This window comes from Agrobacterium sp. MS2 (genome assembly GCF_003261015.1).
In the GTDB taxonomy this organism is placed as follows: domain Bacteria; phylum Pseudomonadota; class Alphaproteobacteria; order Rhizobiales; family Rhizobiaceae; genus Agrobacterium; species Agrobacterium pusense.
Genome location: NZ_QLNF01000024.1, coordinates 1 through 18,760 on the forward strand (window position 1 = coordinate 1; position 18,760 = coordinate 18,760).

The 18,760-nt window shown below is 52.9% G+C and carries 15 protein-coding genes; 5 read left to right on the top strand and 10 right to left on the bottom strand.

The window, feature by feature from the left end; all coding sequences use genetic code 11:
- A partial coding sequence (locus tag DOU54_RS10635) for a DUF6538 domain-containing protein (RefSeq protein ID WP_146617349.1) occupies window positions 1-893 on the bottom strand: 893 nt, incomplete at its 3' end.
- A 509-nt stretch (window positions 894-1,402) separates the two neighbouring features.
- Complete coding sequence (locus tag DOU54_RS10640; protein ID WP_146617350.1) at window positions 1,403-3,490, bottom strand: N-6 DNA methylase family protein; 2,088 nt, start codon at window positions 3,488-3,490, stop codon at window positions 1,403-1,405.
- A gap of 153 nt (window positions 3,491-3,643) precedes the next feature.
- Here DOU54_RS10640 and DOU54_RS10645 point away from each other — a divergent pair.
- Window positions 3,644-4,425, top strand: a protein-coding gene (locus tag DOU54_RS10645) for an IS5 family transposase (RefSeq protein WP_286079885.1) whose coding sequence is annotated in 2 segments (ribosomal slippage) — window positions 3,644-3,974 and window positions 3,974-4,425 — 783 coding nt in all. Because the reading frame shifts where the segments join, the coding sequence is not laid out codon by codon here.
- Here the strand turns inward: DOU54_RS10645 and DOU54_RS10650 are convergent.
- From DOU54_RS10650 to DOU54_RS10660, 3 genes are all read right to left on the bottom strand, one after another.
- A complete protein-coding gene (locus DOU54_RS10650; protein ID WP_113731249.1) occupies window positions 4,402-5,085 on the bottom strand; it encodes a type I restriction enzyme HsdR N-terminal domain-containing protein in 684 nt (227 codons plus the stop codon). The two genes, DOU54_RS10645 and DOU54_RS10650, sit on opposite strands and share 24 nt — an antisense overlap.
- Window positions 5,086-5,201: 116 nt before the next feature.
- Window positions 5,202-6,443 carry an McrC family protein gene (locus DOU54_RS10655; RefSeq protein WP_113731250.1) on the bottom strand — a complete coding sequence of 414 codons (1,242 nt, stop codon included), beginning with the start codon at window positions 6,441-6,443 and terminating at the stop codon, window positions 5,202-5,204.
- Window positions 6,440-8,263: an McrB family protein gene (locus DOU54_RS10660; RefSeq protein WP_113731251.1), complete on the bottom strand. Its 1,824-nt coding sequence runs from the start codon at window positions 8,261-8,263 to the stop codon at window positions 6,440-6,442. The genes DOU54_RS10655 and DOU54_RS10660 overlap by 4 nt, the downstream gene beginning before the upstream one ends.
- A 394-nt stretch (window positions 8,264-8,657) precedes the next feature.
- On the opposite strand from DOU54_RS10660, the gene DOU54_RS10670 reads away from it, so the two are divergent.
- Complete coding sequence (locus DOU54_RS10670; protein ID WP_113731253.1) at window positions 8,658-9,227, top strand: tyrosine-type recombinase/integrase; 570 nt, start codon at window positions 8,658-8,660, stop codon at window positions 9,225-9,227.
- A 48-nt stretch (window positions 9,228-9,275) separates the two neighbouring features.
- On the opposite strand, the gene DOU54_RS10675 is transcribed toward DOU54_RS10670, so the two are convergent.
- On the bottom strand, window positions 9,276-11,924 hold the full coding sequence (locus tag DOU54_RS10675) for a hypothetical protein (RefSeq protein WP_146617351.1): 2,649 nt from the start codon (window positions 11,922-11,924) through the stop codon (window positions 9,276-9,278).
- 98 nt (window positions 11,925-12,022) lie between these two features.
- Between DOU54_RS10675 and DOU54_RS10680 the strand changes: the two genes are divergently transcribed.
- Window positions 12,023-13,375, top strand: a complete 1,353-nt coding sequence (locus DOU54_RS10680) for a hypothetical protein (RefSeq protein ID WP_113731255.1) — start codon at window positions 12,023-12,025, stop codon at window positions 13,373-13,375.
- A 61-nt stretch (window positions 13,376-13,436) separates the two neighbouring features.
- Here DOU54_RS10680 and DOU54_RS10685 read toward each other — a convergent pair whose 3' ends face one another.
- Window positions 13,437-14,456, bottom strand: coding sequence for an ABC transporter substrate-binding protein (locus DOU54_RS10685; RefSeq protein ID WP_113731256.1), 1,020 nt, complete (start codon window positions 14,454-14,456; stop codon window positions 13,437-13,439).
- A 71-nt stretch (window positions 14,457-14,527) separates the two neighbouring features.
- Window positions 14,528-14,803, bottom strand: a complete 276-nt coding sequence (locus DOU54_RS10690; protein ID WP_113731257.1) for a DUF6626 family protein — start codon at window positions 14,801-14,803, stop codon at window positions 14,528-14,530.
- Window positions 14,804-14,900: 97 nt separating this feature from the next.
- Here DOU54_RS10690 and DOU54_RS10695 point away from each other — a divergent pair, with 97 nt between their 5' ends.
- Window positions 14,901-16,280 carry a hypothetical protein gene (locus DOU54_RS10695; protein WP_146617352.1) on the top strand — a complete coding sequence of 460 codons (1,380 nt, stop codon included), beginning with the start codon at window positions 14,901-14,903 and terminating at the stop codon, window positions 16,278-16,280.
- A gap of 9 nt (window positions 16,281-16,289) precedes the next feature.
- Here the strand turns inward: DOU54_RS10695 and DOU54_RS10700 are convergent, their stop codons facing one another.
- Complete coding sequence (locus DOU54_RS10700; RefSeq protein WP_113731259.1) at window positions 16,290-17,072, bottom strand: DUF2958 domain-containing protein; 783 nt, start codon at window positions 17,070-17,072, stop codon at window positions 16,290-16,292.
- 194 nt (window positions 17,073-17,266) lie between these two features.
- Between DOU54_RS10700 and DOU54_RS10705 the strand changes: the two genes are divergently transcribed.
- Window positions 17,267-17,776 carry a HEPN domain-containing protein gene (locus DOU54_RS10705; RefSeq protein WP_113731260.1) on the top strand — a complete coding sequence of 170 codons (510 nt, stop codon included), beginning with the start codon at window positions 17,267-17,269 and terminating at the stop codon, window positions 17,774-17,776.
- 433 nt (window positions 17,777-18,209) lie between these two features.
- Here DOU54_RS10705 and DOU54_RS10710 read toward each other — a convergent pair whose 3' ends face one another.
- Window positions 18,210-18,656, bottom strand: a complete 447-nt coding sequence (locus tag DOU54_RS10710) for a DUF6641 family protein (RefSeq protein ID WP_113731261.1) — start codon at window positions 18,654-18,656, stop codon at window positions 18,210-18,212.
- Window positions 18,657-18,760: the final 104 nt, after the last annotated feature.

Below are 18,760 nucleotides of genomic sequence, written 5' to 3' on the forward strand. Positions count from 1 at the left end.
AAGCCCGCTATCTCGGACGGTCTAGCCCCCGTATTGATCATTCCCAGGAGAATGCACCGCGCTTCGATGTTCAAGCCATCTAGCGCACCGTCCTTTAGAATGGTCTCCCGAATCCACTTGTCGGAAAATGGCGGTCTATCGCGCTCGTCCCCTTTGTCATCCTTAAAAGAATGTCCCTTCAAAATCTTGTCTAGGTGATCGTCCAACCCCAAACCGAGACGGGCGTTCGCGGTGCGCAGGATATGACCAATATGAATGAGGTCCTTGTTCGCCGAGTTGGCAACTAAGTTTTCCTCCCTCATCCTATCTCGCCACCAATCGCGAAACTTCACCATGTCGGCGCGTGTGATCGCGGAAAGCTCTTTATTTCCAATCTGCGAAACTAAGTTTTTGACCGCCTTCGCCTTTGGATTGCGCCATTTACGAACTTGATCGGGGCTTTTACCGCGCTCCTTATCGGCCTCCTGCTCCCAAAAGACTTCGAGGGCTTTTTCGATCTTGATCGCCGGTTCCTCGACGCCGCCTAACAAGGCATCGCCGATCCGCTGATTTACGCTACCGTCCCGATTGGTCGGAACTGCGAGGACGCGCTTTACGATATCTTCGAGAGGCGCGGCTGCAAGGGCGGGGGCTGCGATGAAAGAGAAGCCTCGGTGATCTGCTATGTTCTTCGCCGCATCATATCGGGCTTGAGCGCCGCCAGTGTCACCGCGAAGTGCCATTTCCCAACCTTCTACCAACTGCGACCAAATTTCCTCCGCTTTGCGAAGAGCGAGCTTTTCGGAATCGGTGTGAAGCGACACGGCGACGTGTTCGCGCACTTCGATCAATCGAAATCGAAGAGGTACGCGCTTTCGCAGATGGTAAGTTGAGCCGCGACGGATAATTGCCATGAGGCATAATTATCGCTCGATAGTTGCTGCCGCAAGCGGCCCTAGTGCGCAAAATGTGTTGCGAAATGTGTTACAAAATCCGACCGTAAAAACCTAAGCGTCTGAAATTATTGCGTTTTTACGAGGAAAATGGCGCACCCGACAGGATTCGAACCTGTGACCTTTGGAATCGGAATTGGAAGACATTGGTTATAACTATATGATTTTTATAGCGTGTATTTCACACTGCGTTAGAGCTGCGCTATATTTTTGCCAGAGCTTCGGAACTGCGAGTAGCTCAGTCTGATTTTTCTGACACGAGCGAGGAGCGTCATCGGAATTGGACGATACAGGTTTAAAGTGGTTGAATTTTAGAGAATATTATTGAACCGTGCTGGAATTGCACTACAAGCAAATGTTTTCGAGCCGTCGTATGAATAAGCTTTTGAATTAATTCTCTTATTCTTTGTGCTTTGTGCTTTGTGCTAGAAAGGCGTGCCGATTACGGCACGCCTCTTATCTAGAAAGCTTTAGTCTGCGTTTCTCTGCACCAGCGAAATTTCGGCAGCAGATAGGCCATACAGCTTGTAAACTGCTTCGTCGATTTTGCTGAGGTGAGCTCTAATTTGACGGTCGATAACGATTGATGAAGTGGATTTCTTCAGTTTGATAAGTGACCTACATACCGCATCCAGATTGGACAATTTTGCTGGATCGGGCAGCGGTAGCATTTCGACAAATTCTTTCTTGACCTCCGCAAGGGCCTCACCCGCTTCAGGGTTCATAGCCTGTAGGCACCACGTCATTAGACTGGAATTCAATAAAGCTAGAATGCCGTACGTATTCACGCAGCCTTCTTTAGGGGCAAGAACATGCAGATTATTGAGGCACAGATGCTGTTCTGTGTCCATTGCAGCAACGACTTGATCGCCCGTTTGCCTGACAAGTATTTTTTCGTCAGCGTCGAAATCGGCCGCCGGACGTGGCTCAGCTAGCCACGGACCGTACTCAATGTATCTCTTCTCGAGAGGGTTCACCTCGTATCTTCCGATGTCTTTCCCTCGAAGATACTGTCGGTGACGCGGCGTCAGCTTCTTCGATGCATCAAATATTCGATTTTCTACGTCTGCTTTCTTTTGTGGGGGCTTTCCTTTGCCTACTTGGTAAGGCTTTATACCGACGTTTACCTTGAACAAGCTGGCTACAGAATAGGCTTGGTCAAAAACCTTATTCCGAAGCTTTCTTTCTGCATCGGAGAGGAAAACGTTAATCGGCTTGTCGGCGAGTTTTAGCCAGTCGTCTTGGTTGCCTTCGATGAGCTTTGCGCCATCAAGGAGCTCCCCTGCGGGTTCAGTCGGAACGACGTAGACTTCTGGCCGCTGTCCCTTCTTGTATCCATTCTGGAAGATCACGACTTCAGTGTCGACGACAACTCTCTTGAATACCGGATACTGAAAATGAATGATCTGCTCAATACGAGTATTCCCCATGACAAGACGCCGGAGTTTGTCTTGGCGGATATTGCTTAGCCATGGATTTGGGATGATCATGCCCCAAAATGCATCCTTCTTTAATAGGGACTTGATACTCATTTCCATGAACAGAAGGTAGCTATCGAGCTGATATGATTGATGCGTAAAGTGTCCCTGTAAAAAATCCTTTTCCATCGGATACAAAGTCGCCCCATAAGGGGGGTTGCCTATAACGACATCAAATTTGCCTTCTCTGAAAATATCCTGAAACTCTTCAGGCCAGTCGAATGCATTGACGCGAAAATGATCGTCGTCCGACAATTCAGGCAACGTTGGTTCTTCGTAAAAATCGCTATTAATCAAGCTATTCCCACATTTGATGTTGGCGCCGAGATCAGGAAGAGCTCTCTCGTGGAAAAGGGTGAGGTTTTTTCCAATAGTCTCCGCGTTTTCGCCTTCGAGTACCTTGAGTAGGAGAGCAAGTTTTGTAACTTCTACAGCTTGCGGGTCGATATCGACGCCGAAAATATTATTGAGCAGAATGGATTTTCGTATCTGAGTAGTGAGGCGTAAATTTCCTTTGTCGGTTTGATGAAGCTCTTTCTTAAATTTTTTTAGGCCTCCATTCGAGCTATAATAATTCAAATGCCAATCGAGTAAGTGTTGATACGCGACGATAAGAAATGAACCGGATCCGCAAGCGGGATCGAGAATTTTTATTTTCTCTACCTGCTTTGGAGTTCTGCCTGATATAATTTTATCTACGGTTCCCTTGATGATATGCTCTACGATATAGCTCGGCGTATAATAAACGCCGCCAGCCTTTTTTACCTCGGGTTTTTCTTGAATGATGGCCTTATTGCCATCGATCTCGATAACCTTGCCTAGAAAACGCTCGTATACCTGACCAAGGATGTCCGCAGGTATCACAGAAAATTCATATGGATTTGGGGGGTAGAGACTTTCGATTATCTCGCGTAACGGAGCGTCATCAATCGTCAACGTGAGTGTAAGAGTGTCGGCCTCGGTTGCATGCTTTTCCTTTGGATTGAAGTGAAAAAGGCCAGAATTATAGCGGTCATCCGCGTCCTTGAAGAGCTTCCCCATATTCTGGTAGACGTTTTTGCTTTTGGACAGCCTGAGCAAGCGTTCATAGTTCTCGATGCCCCGATCCTCGCATATACGTAGAAATATTACTCTGTCTATTATGAGTTGAACGGCAAGGTTTAGGTCGTGTTGACAAAGTGGATTCCCAAATCAGCGGAAGCGTGATTCAAGACTGCCTTTTAGGAGGCAGTCTTGGCGCGCGGCGACCTGACGGATATGGAATGGCGGATCATTGAGGGGCTGTTGCCCACCGAACGCGGTAGGAAGTCCCGACCCTCGCACGATAATCGGCAGTATCTGAACGGCATGCTGCATGTTCTCCGGGTCGGCTGCCCATGGCGCGACATGCATGAGCGCTACGGGAAGTGGAATTCCGTCTATGTGCGCTTCCGCCGTTGGGCCGAACAGGGCGTTTGGGACGCTCTGCTTGAGACCCTCGTTGAACTGGGGCTGACGGATGACTGGCAGCACATGATCGACAGCACCACGGTTCGCGGCCATTCGCAGGCTGCGGGCGCTAAAGGGGGACTTATCAGGAGGCTTTTGGTCGATCACGCGGCGGCTTTACGACGAAAATCCACGCCCGAGCAGACGGTCAGGGACGCCCTCTTGGCTTCGTCCTGACGGGCGGAGAGGCTTCGGACTATAACGCCGTTCCTGACTTGTTGGCTATACCGGTCGGCAAACCGAGACTGTTCCTTGCAGACAAGGGCTACGACGGTGATTTCCTGCGTGAAGAACTCCTGATCCACGGCATCAGGCCGGTCATTCCGCCGAAGGCCAACCGGAAGAACCCGCCTGCCTGCGACTTCCGGGCCTATAAGGATCGAAACCGCATCGAGCGGATGTTCAACCGCCTCAAGCAGTTCCGTCGCGTCGCGACCCGATACGACAAGACCCGAAAATCCTTCTCAGCATTCCTCGCCCTGGCCGCCGCAAAGATATGGCTGTCATACTTTGTCAACAGGACCTAGATCTCTGGGCGATACAATATTATTTGCGAGGATGTTATTGGCGAGCAAATCTCTCCATTTTTCAATCTCAGCCAGAAACTCCTCGTCAACCGTGGTCGTTCCCCGCTTTTTGCCGTTTGCGAAACGATCGAATGAACCTTTCATCACCGCTTCTTTAGAGAAAAGCGACGATATTACGTCCCAGTTATCGGCGTAGTCTGTGTACTTAAAGTAGTGAATTCTTGCTTTAGCCGCAGAATGCTTCTCATCAGGTTTGTGGGTGCAATCGTAAACAGCGAATTCTTCGAAGTCCGTAAGGATGCTAATCGGCAGTTTTGCACTCCAGCCATATCGCCGTATCTGGAACGCAGGTTTAGGATCAGTGTAAAGTGATACAGAGGGCTTTTTTGCTTCAACGAAAAACTTACGCATCCCGCCAACCCGGAATGAGTAGTCGGGAGCTTTTTTAGTCGTTCCCACCAAAACCATATCTTCGTGAATAACGTCACGGTACGCTTCGGCGTAATCGTTTTCGTTGTCGATATCCCAACCTAGGGCTTTGAACAAAGGATCGATAAAATCACGCCGAACCTGTGTTTCGTTATAGCCCCCTGAGAGATAAGCTGTTTTCTGTTCGTCAAATCGTTTCACAAGTTTCAATACGTTATCAGGTGCGGGCATATGTTGCTCTTCGTTCTCGTGCGACAATCATAGGTTTTCTGGCTGAAATGTCATCTTGCAGTTGGTGGCGTAAACTAATGGAGATTGGACCTAAGAAAATACACATTTTCTCATGATCATGATGGCAACATGCCACTCGGCAAGCGCCCTCCACGAGATAGATCGAACAAGTTCACAGCATAGACCTGAACCTGGGGTCGGCTCGGAACCGTCAGTGTGAACTCGCCAACAAGCTCGGATGCAATATCGGCTCGGCCCGGAAACACAAGAGCGACCTGATCGCAGTCGTATCGGCTCGCATAGGCGGTGAGCTGATAGATGTCTGCGGGGGCTATTCCGAAGTTGGGCCGCTTTCGATCAAGTCGTTTCCACTTGGCATCGAAAATTCGCCTGACCGCCTCACCATCGTGAAGCGCCATGTCTGGCCGGAGCTTGAATGCGCTCCGCTCAGATGTTGTGGCGAGGTGCAATTGCGGCCCTTGAAGTATGATCCGGTTTGGTTCTTGCCCGTGCCAACCGCGCCGCAGCTTCGAAGATATGAAGCCCTCGAATAGGCGCTCCATGTTAAAGACGAGGCAAGTGCCGTCCACAGGCCCGCTCCGCGTATCCGGAAAAAGCCCACGCAGAAGCCACTCCGCTCTTTGAAACAAGGGCCGCCAATGATCGGTCAATCGATCGAACGATAGGCGGGCAATGTCTTGCACGCCGATCTTTCGGCTGGTCACCTCGTCGAGCCGATGCAGCAGCGCCGCCACGATGCCTTTGACCGTCGAACTGTTGGAAAATCGTCTGAGAAGTGTCAGCGTGCCTTTGAGCGCCTGGTTGTGAGCGTTATCAACTGTGCGCTCGCTGTATTCACAGTAGATGCGGGAACGATCAATCACGTTGACCTTTGTGTTCGAGGTCAAATCGATACGCCCTCGCACCGCCGTCAGATTGTCCCTTTGATCCTGGTAGACCGAAATCGCGCCTGTGCGCAGTAACGTCGTGACGCTGGCACAGAAATCCTCAATAAACTGGTCTAGCAGGTGCAAACGCTGCATTTCCAACTGGGCGGTTCCACCGCGTCGCACTCCGAGATTAGAAGTCTCGCGAAGCATTGCGACCAACGTGCCCCTAGCACGGCTATCATCGTCGTCACGGTCGTCGATCTTGGGAAGAAGCTCAACGACAACATTTCCAGCCCGTATCACGCCGCAGAACGGGCCAAATCGAATTCCATTGTGAACCCATTCGATGAGCGATGGCGGCAATGTGGGTTCGAGCCGCGCAAACTCGTTGGCTTGCGCGGGCGAAATGCCACCGCTCACGCCGACCGGTAACGTCTGGCGCTCCCTTAGTGTGAAATGCGCGATCATCTGGCGTCGTAAATTTTTCTGATCGCATCAGGCGAGATGTCGTCAGGCGCTGCAATCTCAAAAACGGGCCGATCAGAAAGCTCGACCGCATCGGCACTGGGGAACAAGTCCTCGGCTAATGTCGGGGCGGCCCTGATAATCTGATACTCGCTGTCAACAACCGATTGGTCTGCGAAAATCAGTCGTATCTGCTGCCAGTCGTCATAGAAGAATTCTTGCAGCAGCGGGATTATCTCACGGGCGAGCACACGGCGGAGCTGGTCTATGGACCGCACCTGGGTCAGATAGGAGTGGCCGATGGTCTGGTCGCGGTGCAGAAGAACTGTCAGACGAGCGTTGATCACAGCGAGCAATTGTCGCAGATCAATTTCTCCCCCGTCACCGTCGTCTATAATGCCGTCAGCTTTACCCATGACCTGGGTCGGATCGGGCATCATCTCTTCAAACTGGAACCTTCGCCTGAGTGCCGTGTCCAACAGCGCGATAGATCGGTCGGCTGTATTCATTGTGCCGATGATGTCGATATTCGTGGGGAGACCGAAGCGCCTCCCCGAGTATGGGAGCTTCACTTCGATCCCGGAAACAAGATCGCCGTTGCTGGCGTAGCTAGCCCGTTTGTCCGGTTCTATTAGGGTAATAAGCTCGCCAAAGATTTTGGAGATGTTGCCTCTGTTGATTTCGTCTATGAAGAGTGCAAAGCGGACGTCCGGTTGTTTGCGAGCGCGCTCTGCGAGGCTCAGCAGAGAACCATCTTTCACGTCAAAAACCACCTGATTGTTATGCAGGGTGGGCCGAATGCCTTCGACGAAATCTTCGTAGGCATAGCTTTGATGGAAGGTGATGAAATCAAAACGCTGTTGTGAGCCGTCGCTATATGCAGGGAAGTATCGGGTCTGCAATCTGTGTGTTTTGCCTGTCCCCGGCGGTCCGTAGAGAATTAGGTTGAGCGGAAGCGCATTGTCGGCGGACAGGATCCCCACCGGGGTCTCCACGACTGGGATGGCCTTCTCGGGAACAGCCTCTTTTCGCCACGCAGATCGGAGGTCGGGAAGATAGAAATCGACCTCGCTATCTCGGTGGGCCTCCAACTCTCTCCTGATCTCTAGGAGCGTTCTGTCGATGGCAACGGTACCAAGACGGCGGGCGTCTCGATCAGACATTCCCCGGAACGCGCTGATGATAAGCCGCTTGTCCTTTTCCGAACTGATCCGTTCGAATTGGGCCGGGAAGATAAGGTGAGGCAGTATTTGCGTGAGCTGCCTATTTCGCGCGCCCGGCAACTCAGACAGCCAGGTATCGAACGCCCAGCCGTCTTCCATAAGCCGCTGCTTATCACTGCCGTTGAGCGCCTTCAACGACCGTGAAACAGAAATCAGGAACGATAGCTCGCGCCATCTCTGGGTATTGTATGCGGTTCCCGCCGAGCCCAGGCCGGAAAGTACTTCCGTTGAAAGATATGCGTTGTCATCTGGAAGCGCTCTTCCCGACCACGACCAGACCTTGCTTATCGCTTCACGCTTCTTAGAAACGCCAATGTTGGCGCTCGACTGAAACAGCATCAAAAGCCATATCGCTTCCGCCATGAGCATCTTGCACTCGGAGCTACCCTGGCCAAGTTGATCGCGTAGCTTCGCGATGAAATCGCCCTCGCCTTCGTCTGGGTTTTGGACGAAGCGCAAATCCAGTTCGTCGAGCAACGATGGCGTCCACAGGGACAGTTCCGAGAAGATGGAGCCATTGTTGAGCAGGCAGCGATCCGCCCAGGTCTTCGACGCCTGATAGATTGGCTCTGCATCAAAATGCGGATTGTAGACAGCCACGCCATTTCTCCCATTCGCGTAATTGAAGCAGCCTTAGCAGGTTCGCGCATGACGCGTCAGCAGCAAGTTCGCCTATTTGCTTCTTGAAGTTGCAGGTAGCGTTCGAAACCTCGGTTAGCTTATGGATCTACTGCGCGGCGCCGGCTGTGACGGGACCTGTCATAGCGTCGAGTCCCGAGATTGATATGTGACATCGTGACGATTCGGGCATCGCAGCAGACCCTAGCGTCCATATGGCAACGTCACAAAACACACATTTTCTCAGGTTTCCGCCCTTAGTGCCCCTAAAGCCTTGCTCCCGTTGAACATTTTGCGGCATCAATTTGCGCTCGTCCTCGACGATCATTGGCAACATAACTTGCGGCATGAAAATGCTGCTTTTTGTGAGGTTTTGATGAAACAGGCGCGTGTGTTGACGGATGCGGAGTTCAAGCGGTTGATGGCCGTGGTCGCGCAGATGAAGCATGCCGGTCGTAACAGGCTGGCGCTGATGCTCTCACATCTGGCCGGATTACGCGTTGGCGAGATTGCCGCCCTGACGGTACGCGATGTTCTCGAAAGCGACGGGAAGGTTCGCGAGCAGTTGCGGCTGCGGGCCGAGATCACCAAGGGTGGTCATGCGCGTGTGGTGTTTCTCAACGAGAAGCTACGCAGGGAGATCGAACGGTATCGCAGCGAATGGCCCGAAAACAAGGACGCCGCTGCACCGCTGCTGGTGACGCAGAAGCGGACGGCGTTTTCCGCAAACACGCTCTGCCAGTTGATGGGACAATTATATAAGAGCGCCGGTCTCGACGGGGCGACCTCGCACAGCGGTCGCCGCTGGTTCATCACACGACTTGCGCATTCTGGCGTCAGCCCGAAGGTCATCATGACGCTGGCGGGTCATCGCAACTTGACGACCACGCAACGCTACATCGATGTGCGCGACGAAATGATGAAGGCGGCAGTCGATTTGCTTTGACCGTCGCCCATTCCGGCATGGCAAAAGTTCGCTCAACGAACTTTTCTGTTATGGCTTTGCAATGATGATGCGCTGGTCGTCTGATCGCCCCTTCAGCCGCAGCATGTCCGACCTGTCGAGAAGGTGAGTGCTGCCCATCTTTAGTTCCTCGTGGGCGTACATTCTGGCGATTTCGATGTTGCCGATTTTCATGTTGGTTTCCCGATCAGGAAATGCTGACCCTCCTGATCGCAACTCTCGCAAAACGATATTGTCACAACGGTAGATCGAAGCGCCCTTACTGATCGCCTCAATCCCGAACAGCGTATCTTCGCCGTGCAATCGGAACGAAGCGGGCGGGAGTATCTCCGGGCGGCCGAGCTTGCGGAAGTTGCGCACAACGTACATGCTCCCTTTCAGATCGTAGTAGGGATCGAAGACGTGATTTCCCTTGAAGAGCTGAGGAATCTCGCGCCAGACGACGTTATGCGACGGCATTTTCCCTGTAAACGGCGAAAACACATCTATCGCCTCATAAGCTGCCGGATCATTTGCAGCCATCTCAGAGAAAAACGAGGCTCCGCTGTTGTGACCGTCGCTATGGTGCAGGCTGGCATCGTCATCCATGATGATGCCCCAGTCGTGGTTGCTGTCGTAGAATTCCTGAAGGCTATGGCGCCTGTTATCGATAAGCTCACGTCCCGCCGTTCGAATGATCCGACCGCCATTTTCCGCGACCCGGTGTAGCTCGCCATGGCTGGAAATTTCTTCGTCGGTCCAACCAGATGCGATGATGGTCACCGGGATATCAGTCATCCGTCGCCACCAGCGAAGTTGCCATTCCAGATCGTAATGGCGGCATATACGTTTCTCAGCATTTTCCGGCATGAAGCTTGTGATGTAAGCGCCGAACACCTTTCTGCTTTTGTATGTGACTGCCGGCCAGGCCACTCCCCTCAGCCTTTTGTTATGCCAATTGCCTTGCAGTTTCTTGCTGTAAATTGGGGGGCACAAATCTTCAGGGTCAGCCGATAGTGCCGTCTCTGACTTCGCGGAAGTCTGGGATCGTCCTGCAGTCTTTGTGGTCGTTCCCCCATTCGATGTGGCCGAGGTTGGCCACACCGGCGCTGGACCTGACGAGGGAGCCACAGAGACCGGCAGCGGAACCGGCGCAGCGGCAAAATCCTCGCAAACCTGCGTGCGATCTTTCTTGTTGCTGCCGATAATCATCGGCGAAACATAGAGAATGTGGTCGTCACCCTCGAACGTATCATCAATGCAGAATGCGGCGTCTGCCACGTCGCTGTCACCGATGTAGCCGCGCTTGTCTTCGCCAAAGGCCGGAAGAACGGTCCAAAGCCTTCGCATGTCTGCGATGGAGATATGACGGTCCGGCACAAGCGGCGTTGCTGGTGCGGCAAAATCCATGAAGTCGTAGGATGGATCGATGAACGTCTGTGGCTGATCGATTTCCAGCAGGGCGTCATTTCTGTTAACGACCCATTTGAACTTGTTGGGGGTGGGTAGCGAGGTGTCCTGCCTCGCGTTCTTTTTCTTGAACTCCGTGGATGCCGCATTATTCTTCTTGAGGGCCGCGTCCATCTTGGCAATCGGTGCCATGAAATGATTGGACTGCCGTGTTGGCTTCACCCCCATGCGCAGTTTCGCATCGTTGAACGTGGCAAACGGGTGCAACTGCAACGCGGTTTTCGGCTTTGCATCGTTTTCGAGCCAAACACCGTTGTCGCGGACATGGAATTGCCAATCGCCGTTCTTGCTGAAATCGGCGCGAAATCCTTCGGCATCCGCCCATGACAGCAGCAACGTTCCTTTGCCGGTCAATGCGGCAACAGGCTCGGCAAGCGTGAACGTTGCATTGGTGAAGATATAGGCGTCAGACAGGATCGTGACTTTGGTGGTCTCAACACCGGCAATGGTTTCATTCCACAGGCCGATAAACCTTTGTTCGTTCGAACGTCCTTTGCCACACAGGCCGCAAATCAGGTCGATGGCACGGAAGAAACGGAACAATGTCTTTTCGGCCAACGGATGCGATGACGGCTGTTGACCGCTGACGAGATCGAGCAGGTACTTCTCGACTACGGCGTCTTGATCGCCCTCGCGGATATCGACAACATAGCTGTTGGTTCCATCGGAATAGACCAGCGAGCGATAGAAGCCCTCGGCCATAGTTGCAACACCCGGCAAAGCCGATTTACCCGCAACGGTGCTGTATCGCTGCTTGGCAATCTCTAAGCGGGCCGATTTCAGGCGCTTGGCCTTCGTGCTTGCAGTGCGGGAAAAATAGCTGACGGACTCTTTGTAGCGTTCGGTAACTCCACCGTCGATATTCAGCCATTCGCTGAGTGGCGTGTTTCCGGCTTCATACATCGCATAGTGCAGCACATTGCTGCACTGGCTATGCCACGATTTGCTCGGCGGCTTCTCGAAGGCAAGTTGCACGAGGGCATTATAGGGGTTGTCCCGCGTTGTCTTGTTCAGCGGCAGCTTGCGCGCGTTCAAGAATGCTTCGAAGACATCAGGCTGACCGGCAATCTCTCTTCCGAACTCAAAAACCTTCTCCAGCGCGAAGAACTGCTTCTGCCGGTTGGTGCGCTCATGGCGTTCGTATTCGCTCGCGGCAAGCTGCACTGTTGCAAACTGCGTCTCAAAATATTTCAGATCGCGAATTGTTTGTTTTTTAACCGCCATTACCATTGGATGCCCTATGCACTCTACAAAACGTGACGCAATCAGACGGTGCAATCCTTAAAATTTGCAGACGATCCCAATGCGAAAATTCTTTGACGGACGACATGTTTAACAAGCCCTCAAAATATGCCATCTACACCCCTGCGATCAGTCAGGAGTTCGCGAAGCTCGGATATTCACAGCACCTCAAGCGCAGCTTTGCGTTTCTGGAAACCGATCTGAACTTTCTCGATCCGAAGAGCGGCCTGTTTCATTACCCCTATGCGCTCTACAGCGCAGGTCAGGCCGCAAAGACGGCGAACTCGGCACTCGAAGACAACATCGTCAAATTGCGCGACCGGAAGGCGACCACGGTTATCGGTGACAGCGGCGGTTTCCAGATACAGGGCAACCGGATCAAGTTCACTGGCGATCCGACATGCGAACGAATGTTGCGCTGGCTGGAAACACATTCCGACTATTCGATGTCGCTGGACTTCCCAACCGGTGGCATCTCGCCCGGCAATGTCGCCATGCATGCCGAACGGCTGATAGCCGAAGGCCACAATCTCGATGCAATGAGCGCGGCCAACGGCCAGTCACTGGATTTCAATGCCTGCCTGAAACAGTCTTTGCTCAATCTGGATTATTTCGTGCAAAACCGAAAGCCGGGGGCAACGGAACTCCTCAACGTCCTTCAAGGCCGCAACGAGGCGGAAAGCAAGGCATGGTATGAGGCCGTGAAGGGTTATGGCCTCGAAGGTTGGGCATTCGCAGGGGCTCACCAGAACTCCTTTTCGTTGCTGCTCAACCGCCTTCGCGACATGCGCAACGATGGCCTGCTGCAAACAGCGAAGTGGATACACATATTGGGCATTTCCACGCCCTCTATCGCCTACCTGTTCAACGCGCTGCAACGCTGCGTGACCGACATCAATCCTGATCTCCAGATCACGTTCGACACGGCAGGCCCGTTTATATCCGCTGCGAAGTTTCAGGCGATGATGGCCCACAGGCTCGATAAAGACGGCTGGGCGTTCGCCGCTCCCGCATCAATGCCAAACGAGGGAAGCCCATCAGATCATCGAACTCTTAACGAGCTTGCATGGGAAATGGCGCAACGACGCCCCAAGGCCAAGCGGGGAAATAGCGTCTCGCAAAATGAGCACACCTTTTATGCGATCCCCGCGTCAACGACGATTGGTGCACTAGTAAAGATCAGCGAAATTCGCGCGGGCTCAGGCGGCTCTTCCGATCTCGACAATGACAGCATCATGATCCTCATGAATCATAACGCCGAAGCCTATGTCCGTGTGTTTCAGCAGGTGAACAGGATTTTCGATAATCCCGAAGAATACGAGAACGATATTCCCGTCATCCTGAAAGGGCTGCGTTTCGCTATCGAGGATATTTGGGCTGACCCGCAGTCGAAAACGACGCAATGGCAATCGTTTCTCGATACACTGGCAGCGGCTTGATCGCCGCTGCTGATGTAGGAAAGGCGTCGGGCAATCGATCTCGACGGTGATAGACAAGCAACTATTTCTTCAAATTTTGCCCGACGCCCTTACAGGAAAATCGGGTATCAAATGCCTTCGTGTAATCGGTGTCGGCTTTGAGCAACTTTACCTTCACGAGTTCGTCGGCAAGCTGCTTGTAACGTTCGGCGGTCATGCAGCCGATGCCCTTGTCGAGCGCATCGCCGCTATCCACGATCCCGTATTGCTTCATCTTGTCGATGGCATATTCGATTTGGCCATCCGTCATCTCGGGGTTTGTTGTTTTGATCAGCGCGTTGGCTGCTGTGTTGTCGCCGTAAAGGTAGTTGTACCAGCCCTCAATCGAGGCATCGACGAACCGCTGTACGAGATCGGGATTGCTGTCGATGAGGTTTCGCTGGACGGTAATCATGGTCGCATAGGGCTTGTAGCCGCTGTCAGCGAGTAGGAAAATCTTGGGTTCCGCGCCGGTCTGCTTCTGGATTTCGTATGGTTCAGCGGTAATCAGGCCCTGTTGAGCAGAGTTCTTATCGGCGAGAAACGGTGCGGGGCTGAAAGTGTAGGGCCTGTACTGCTCGTCGCGGAAGCCGCCGAAATTGGCCTTCATCCACTCGAAATACGCACCAAACCCGCCTTGTGTCATGAAAATCGTTTCGAGTTTGGCGAGGTCTTCGAATTTCTCAACGCCGCTATTGGGGTGGGCCAAAATGACCTGTGCGTTCTTTTGATAAAACGCCGCGACATCAACGAGGGGAATGCCCTGCTCAATGCCGACAAGCTGCTCCTGCTGGGTGCCCAAATAAAAGTCGAGCTTGCCGGTTAGCAGCAGGGCGCGGTTTTGTGCTCCCGGCCCGCCCTGTTGGATTTCAACATCGAGGCCGTATTTGGCGTAGGTGCCGTCGGCGACGGCCTGATAGAAACCGCCGTGATCCGCCTCGGCGAGCCAATCCGTGCCGAAACGGACTTTATCGAGGGAATAGGCAGGTGTGGCGATGGAGACCGTCGAAATCGCAAGCGCGGCAACAATTGCTGCCTTGCCGGATGAGATATGCACGTTCATTGGAAATTCCTGATGCGGAAAGATGCGGAGGATAAACGCGGCGATTGTATTGGGTGGCTGTTGGCCAAACGTTAAGATCGGTGTCGGCGAACATCGGTTATCGCTCTCCGCTCAATCTCGCGGGCAAGCTGTCGCTGGAAATCTAGCAGGGCCGGGTAGTTGTCCAACCGCATTCGTTTCAGCCGCCATGAAATTCCGCAAAGCGTGGCAAGCCCCGGCTCTCGGTCGACGGCGATGAGGTGCGAATAGTAGCGCGGGCTACGTCCAAGCCATATTCGCGAGAACTCCATCTGCGAACTGGTCAACCCATCTGCCCGCAATACCTCGTAGATGTCTTTGATCTTCATTCTGCTATCTCCTTGAAACAAATATTTATTTCCAAGAAGGCAAGGCGCTAAAATGGTGCTGGATAAATAGCACGTTATTTCAGCAGAGGGATTTTCAATGAAGACAGAAATGGAACAGCTACGGGCAGGCATGATGACGAAGGGCGTCTTCACCCGTTATGAGCGCCGCCAAATCAAAACGTTGACCAAAGCGAATGAAGCACAACGCCAATATGTAAAGGCGGCGCTTCCCGTGAACCATCTGGCCCGACGCTGGATGGAAACCTGTGGCGAGGTCGATGACTACGGCAACATCGATTATTGCGGTGTCCCGCTTTGTCCGCGTTGTCATCTGCGGGAACGTGGTGTTCAAACGGGAAAGGCGGTCAAGAAGATATTTTGCGATGCCGCAAACGAGGAGCTTGCTTTTGCAACGATCCTGCTTCCGCCGCAACTCGACTTCACCGGCATGACCGATCTCGTGGAGAATGAAAAACGTCGCCTTCGCACTTTCATAGATCGCCAGCGCAAGAAGGATGCACGCTGGGATGATTTCCAATTGCTGGGTTGGTGGGAAATTGATCGCATGAGCTTTGGTGATTTCGAAACCTGTGGCCGTAACACGCGATTGGCTTTGGATGCATTGGGCTTTCCGCTGATAGAAGCCCCGGACAAAACAATTTGGCGTCCGCATCTTCATGCAATTGTCCGCAAGGGTGGATTGACCACGAAAGAAATTGCTGCCGCCTTACGCAAGGAAACCCACACCGCAAAGTATCAGGTGGATATCCAGCCATTTCGCGCATATCGCGATACCGGCGACAATATTCAGAATATCGTCCGGTATTGCCTGAAATTCCGCATCGAGTGCGACTACAAGCGGCCAGACGCTCAGGATTTGATTGAGGCAGAACAAGCTGATGAGACAAAGCCAACCTTACGCAATTGGTGGCCAGCCGAAGATATCCGCGCATATGTGGACTGGTTATGTCTGGAGCGATCCGGCTTTCGATCGCTTCGCGTCGTTATCGGGCAAGCAAAAGACAAATTGGCTGGCGGTGTCCCACCTGTCACGCCTTCGAGCATTTCAATTGGTGAAGAGATTGAAGCCGGTGAGAAATCGACAAATTCGATGTTTAACCGCCCTTGTACTCGAAACGAAGTGAAAGCAAATTCCGTTGTATCGGATATGAATGGGACTTTCGTTGTTGAAGACAGTCGCTGTGTTTCAAAGAGTGATGCGGATATATTCGATGTGGGAAGTCACTTAACGCATTGTGTGTATAATAATATTATACAGGATACGAACTGGACAGATATCGGCATGAAGATGCCGCAATCAACTACGAAAAAAGCAGAGCTTCCCACGGTCATGGACGCTGGCAGCAAGAAATCCAGATACGCCGGAAACGTTATGAGCCTTTCCGAGCGCCTGCGCAGCATCATGGCTATGAAGCAAGCCAGCGGCGCTCCACGCGGAGACATGACGCAGCCGTAGAAAGTTTGTTCAGCGAACTTTTTCGACAGCAGCCGGAAATGAGTAGTCCTCATATATCGTGCGGCCCCGTAGCTTCGCCATCATCGGGTGCTCCCGGCACGCCTGATCGAAGACGCTGGCAACTGGCTTCGATGATGGCAGGGTGACGAGCCGTGAGACATGGCCAGTCAGCGGCAGACCGGAAAGTTCCGGTTCCTCGACAATGCGGCCCGTCATTGCGGCGGCTTCCAGATACGCACTGATCGGCATGGTGGCCGAGAATGTCGCGTCACAGACAAGCTCGATGCCGAGAATGGGCCGCAATGCCATAATGTCGGAAATCCATAGGGGCTGAAACACCGGCGCGCCATCCGTGAGATTGTGGAGCGCATCGACGGCATGACCGCAAACGCGGCTCCGGGTCAGCAGCATGACTGCGCTGCAATTGGAGTCATAGAAGCGAGCAACCGGCGGAAAATTCGCATTCGATCTCGCATGCCATTGAAGACGGCGCAGGAGAGTGTTTGGGAACATCTGTCGGTATCGTCCGGGCTGATCCATTTCATGCGCCGTGACGGTTCTGCCTTCTGTTAGCGCAAACAGCATGATGGCCCGCCACGACAGCGCTGACAGATAGTTGCGCTGGTGCATTTCTCCGTCGATGTCATATCGCAGGTTTAGGGATGCGTCTCTTCGCTTGATCTTGTAGAGGCGTTCGGACCCCACGTGTAGGTCGGTCGTGAACAGCAAGGCCAGATCGGTTTGTAACTGCGTCGGCTGGTCTTGATGATCGCTATCTGAATGATTTTGCATCTGGTCTCCGCTCGATTTCGGCGGAAACAAATTTCCAAATGGCTCGAAGGGCGAGCTATGAGTTAGCCAGATTAACCGGTTGAACGAAAGCGCGCACAGGCTAAAAGCCCAACTGATATGCCGTCTTGCGCCGGAAATGGGCGAGACGTAATGTTCCGAGTAACCGCCGCTATGCTCCAGTTGGAAGGAAGCTCATGATCCCTGAAAGTTCAGGTGCGACGCCTTTCGGCATCTTTCTGTTGGCTGACGAATACCTAGCCGCTGCCCGGGCGTCGCTCGAAACGAGGCAAGCTTTGACCTATGGTCCTACACGCTTGCTGGCGTATCATTCCTGCGAGCTTTTCCTAAAAGCGTACATGCGGTCGCATGGAATGCTGATTGCAGATTTGCGGGCCTTCCAACATGATCTTGCGGCTATGCTGGCCGCTGCAACCGAAATGGGATTGCAGCCGAAGAAAGGCATGCTGAGAGCCTTCAAAGTCTTTGAAGAAAACAACGACTATGTACGGGTGCGCTATTCCCTCAAGACTGATGCCGTCCGTTTCCACGCGCAAAACGCGATAGCACTCGCGGAAAACGCAAGAGAGAGTGTTCGTCTGGCACTTAACTTCGACGAATTTGGAAATCCCAAAGGCGAACTTTGGAATTGCCCTTTGCCGGAAGATTACCCCGTTTCGAGCACAATTATTTCAGTAGATGTGTGAGCACGACAGACGCTGCGAACGTCAGGGCGGCCGCAATTACCACGATCAGAACAAATGCTCCGCTGGATAAACGGTCAATCCATGGCACGCGTTTGAAATCTTCAACCAGAACTTTCAGCTTTGGCCTTGGATCACCCCATTTGACACGTCGAAACCTGTAAACGTTATTCGTCATGAAGCTGACGCTACGACGAATACTTTAAGCCGCGTTTAATGGGTGGGGCTCCCTCTTGCAGCATACTTGCATCATACTGAAGCACAGATGCGTCGAGGAATGCGGCTAAGGGCGAAAGTGCAGCATGACAGCATAAAGACGACCCCGCGTTTCCGTGATACTTCTTGACGGCATCCCGGCATCAGCGGAACGCACGAACCCCATGGGATCATTTGATCCCATTGGGTTCGTATGCTTGCCTTGTAAAAACTGCGCAGTTTATGCGGACTTGCGCAGCATCTTGCCGCGCTCGACAGCAGCAGCCGTCAGCTGCGCGTCAAGTTCGCCCTCACGCACGGCCTCGATCAACGTGTCGATGATCTTTGGCAGTGCTGAAAGCTCACCGGCCTCGATGGCGTTTTTGTCCTTAGCGAATTCGATAGTCTTGCCCGCATATCGCAGAGCAAAAAAGACTTTGCCTGCAGCATCCGTAAACCAACCCTGACGCACGCGCTTGGGAGCTTCGACCTCGATCCGAACGCCGTCAGCATTCTTACGGCGCACGATATGCGTCGGCGTGAACGCCTGACCGGCGATCTTTGCTTCGGCCATCTGCTTCTGTTCGGCCAGTGCGGCAATCATCTTTTCCCGCGAACGCTGCACAGGGTCGACCGATGCGCGAACCGGCACTGCGGAAGTGAGCTTGAGGGCTTTGAGATGCGACATGGTGTGATCCTTTGCGAAACCGTTGCACTTGTTTCCCGGATATAGCCGTGTGCCAGAAGGGCGAGCGAAGAGTTAGAATGCGACCGCTGCGATTATTTCGGAAA